At 41.5% G+C, this 3,316-nt stretch carries 4 protein-coding genes; all 4 read right to left on the bottom strand.

What is annotated here, in order from left to right; all coding sequences use genetic code 11:
• Positions 1-438: PD-(D/E)XK nuclease superfamily protein (locus tag IQ229_RS19655; RefSeq protein ID WP_194046618.1), on the bottom strand; the 438-nt coding region annotated here is incomplete at its 3' end.
• A gap of 246 nt (positions 439-684) precedes the next feature.
• Positions 685-942 (bottom strand): type II toxin-antitoxin system RelE/ParE family toxin, encoded by a 258-nt coding sequence (locus IQ229_RS24940; RefSeq protein WP_409339950.1) that lies wholly within the window; start codon positions 940-942, stop codon positions 685-687.
• A gap of 134 nt (positions 943-1,076) precedes the next feature.
• Positions 1,077-2,297 carry a HetZ-related protein gene (locus IQ229_RS19645; protein WP_194046616.1) on the bottom strand — a complete coding sequence of 407 codons (1,221 nt, stop codon included), beginning with the start codon at positions 2,295-2,297 and terminating at the stop codon, positions 1,077-1,079.
• A 405-nt stretch (positions 2,298-2,702) separates the two neighbouring features.
• Complete coding sequence (locus IQ229_RS19640; RefSeq protein WP_322744027.1) at positions 2,703-3,314, bottom strand: L-threonylcarbamoyladenylate synthase; 612 nt, start codon at positions 3,312-3,314, stop codon at positions 2,703-2,705.
• Between the last annotated feature and the right edge of the window lie 2 nt (positions 3,315-3,316).

Here is a 3,316-nt window from a genome sequence, read left to right as displayed (position 1 = left end):
GCTATAAACTGCTAATAAATTATGGTTATCATTAACCCTTGCTTTCAGCCATTTGCTTGCGCCTTCTCGCATACCTTCACCGCCTAAAATTACGATGGTTGGTGCAGGGTAATAGTGCTGAATATTCATGTTCAAGTAAGGAAACTTTTCATCAACAGAACCGGGGCTTTCTTGCCATTTGCACTCGAAAATTAAACCAGATGGCATTGCAGATGAGCCGACAACATAAAAATCAACTTTCAGATAGGTATGATAAATTCCAGTTCCAATATAGACTTCTTTTCCATAACGTTTTGGCAATAAAGTAGCATTTAGTATAAATTCTTTTTGGACATAGTTCCCTACTTGGAAATAATGATGCCCATGCAAGATTGCTTCTACATTTGCTTCTAAAATATTCCCAGACTTATTTGCCCATCCGCCTTGAGTCAGAGCCATCTTCAATCCCTCTGCCAAAAGTCCTGCTTATTATAGGATTTCACAGAAGCAGTAAAAAAGGTTCAGTTGCTTAATATGAATTTTTGATTTTAGCTAAATCTGGTTGGATTAATAGGTAAAAAATCCGAATATATTAGTATTTTTGTACTAAACAAATACAAATGTATTAATAATTTAGGTAAGGAGTGAGTTACTAATTTAGATAATAGTTAAAATAATGGATTTATCTTTATTCTCAAAGACGAACTATTGCAAGCGACTACGCCACTTTTCTGGGTATTGGGAACAGTGGAAAACAGCGTAGATAATAATCTCCTGTTCATTAAACTCGTAAAAAACGACGTAGGGAAAACGCCTAATTTTAGCGCGGCGATAGGTTTCATGAACAATCTGGTATCTGCTGGGGTGACGCTGAATTAAATTCAGGCAGGCATCAATACATCGTAGGAACTCAGCGCCTAACCCAAATTCGTGCCCGTTGTACCAGTCATAAGCCTCAATAATGTCTAGTTGTGCGGCTATAAGGATAGTTAACTTGTCTAGCCATGACGTTGAGAGATTCTAGCTTTTACGTCTTCAACAACCTCTCTAATAATTGGAATTTAGCTTAGATAAATTTTAGTTATTTCGCCTTGATTTCAACCTGTCTGAGCTTCAGTATGACCGTTGCGGATAGACCATGCTATTTCTAAAAGTTGAGTCCAGCGCTTTTGCAGCTGTTTGGGGGTGCATTTGATGGCTTTGGCGATCGCAACGTCGTTTTCCCGTGCAGTTTTTAACTCTAATATTTGCTGTTGTTGTTCTGTGAGTTGATTTACAAAGATTTCCCACTGCTGGGAAGATAAACCCAATTTTTGCTCTAAACCCGCGCCTAACCATTGATGTACTAATTGCCAGTGGTGTTGCTTGGCAAACTTTTCTACGTGATATTTAAACCGTTGTTGGAGATAATCGCGCTGACGGCTAGTTAAACCGAGAATTTGGTCAATTTCTGGGGCTGAAAGGTCTTGAAGCTTCAAGCTGAGGTAGTTCATACAATCAGATTGACCTTGAGACTCCAAGTATTTCATCAATTCAGTGATGACGCGATCGCGTTCTGATTCTTCAGATGGATCGAAATTAGTTTGGGCGATCATTTGCGATCGCAGCTGTTGCACCGCCGAGTTGCGCTGGTAAGATTCTGCTTCTTCACCCTTAGCAGACTCTACCGCCATTTCAATATCCACGGTAGTTTCTTGGGGCTGGCGACGAGCAAAACCTTGGGCCCGCAAGATAATCAATTGCTGATTTGCACCACCAGGTAAATTGATCCGGCGTTTGGCATACTGTTCTGTAAAAGCCATGTATTCAGCTAATTGCAGCTGAGTACGCGGCGTGTGATTCTCTGGTAATTCGTTTTCTCTACGGAAAGCTTTAATCGCTTCGATATAAAATGCTTGTAAAAAATCTTCAATCAGGCTGTAACGAGCATCAAAGCCCAACTCAGAGCCGGACATAGTTACATGACGGTAAACCATAGCACCCAAATTGCTATGTAATTCCACCCGCCCTTGTTTGGAACCTAGTTGGTAGTAACGTAAGCACTTTTGCATCCGATGCCTTCCCAACGTCATCTGCCAGGACTTGATTTCCCCAGATGTTTGAATGCGGGAGCTTTTATCGCAAATGCGTTCTACTTCTACGGCTATGCGCTTTGCTAAAGCTTCTACACACTTGGGTGTTGCTTTCACTTGCGCTTGCATTTCCTCAGACAGCAATTGAATCAAGCGATCGCTGCTGCTATTTGAAAATTCTTCAGTCGAAACGTGGTTCTCAAAAATTGGTGTAGAGTTTGGTAGATTGACGACGTTAGCTTTCATAACTTTTCCAGTAGTATTGCACCGTAATTACAACGCAGACACAGCAATCAAGACCGTCCAAGGCTTGTGAATCTTTAGGCATTTTTCCATCAAGACTTGCCGTATATAATGCTCACATCTAAAGCTCATATATCAAAACTATAGGAAATACGAAAGAGTTACAGTTATGGCAATGTGTCGGTTTTCTTCACAAGCCACCATCTCAACGCTGGCACACGAGTACCCGCTATTTTCTTAAAGTTGTCAAATACCTTACTGTGCCAAGTTTTGCCACCATCCTCTTATATCCACGATTTCACAGAACAGCCCATCCTAGACATCGCTTTTAAATATGACAATTTTAAAACTGGAGTTATTTTTATCACAATTTCCGAAACGGAAAGGTGAGCCTGTGAAATGGGATTCTTATACCCATGCTGCTGCTGTTTCCCAACCTAAACCCCTCCGTATAATTGCTGCTTCGTCTCCAGTCATATCCAAGATGGTGGATACTTCAAATGTAGGTTCCTCGCCAGTGTCTACAATTATGTCTACCAACTTGTCTAAGCGATCAAATAACTCTACCCGCGACTGAATCGTTTCAGGATCTATCCGAATCATGCCATTATCTGCTTCATCTGGTGGCAAATGTGCTGAAGTTGAAATAATCGGATTGCCCAAGGCTGCCAGCAACTCCAAACACACAGTATGGTTTGGTACTCTAATTCCAGTAGTTTTCCGCTTGGGGCTTTGCACCAATCGCGGTACTAACTTCGTAGCTGGGAGCAAAAACGTGTATGGCCCTGGAATCAGGCGTTTCATAATCCGATAGGCTGTGTCACTTACGAAGGCATAAGTTGCCACATTTGAAAGCGAGGGACATAAAAATGTCAATGGTTTATCGTTTGCTAGCTGTTTAATTTGCCGCACTCGTTCTATCGCTGACTTGGCATTCAAATCACAACCGATCGCATAGACTGTATCAGTAGGGTAAAGCATGACTGCGCCACTAGAGAGCGCCGACTTTATTTCCTCTATTC

The sequence above is a fragment of the Nostoc cf. edaphicum LEGE 07299 genome (assembly GCF_015207245.1).
GTDB classification, from domain to species: domain Bacteria; phylum Cyanobacteriota; class Cyanobacteriia; order Cyanobacteriales; family Nostocaceae; genus Nostoc; species Nostoc edaphicum_B.
This window is presented reverse-complemented; position numbering and strand designations above follow the sequence as displayed.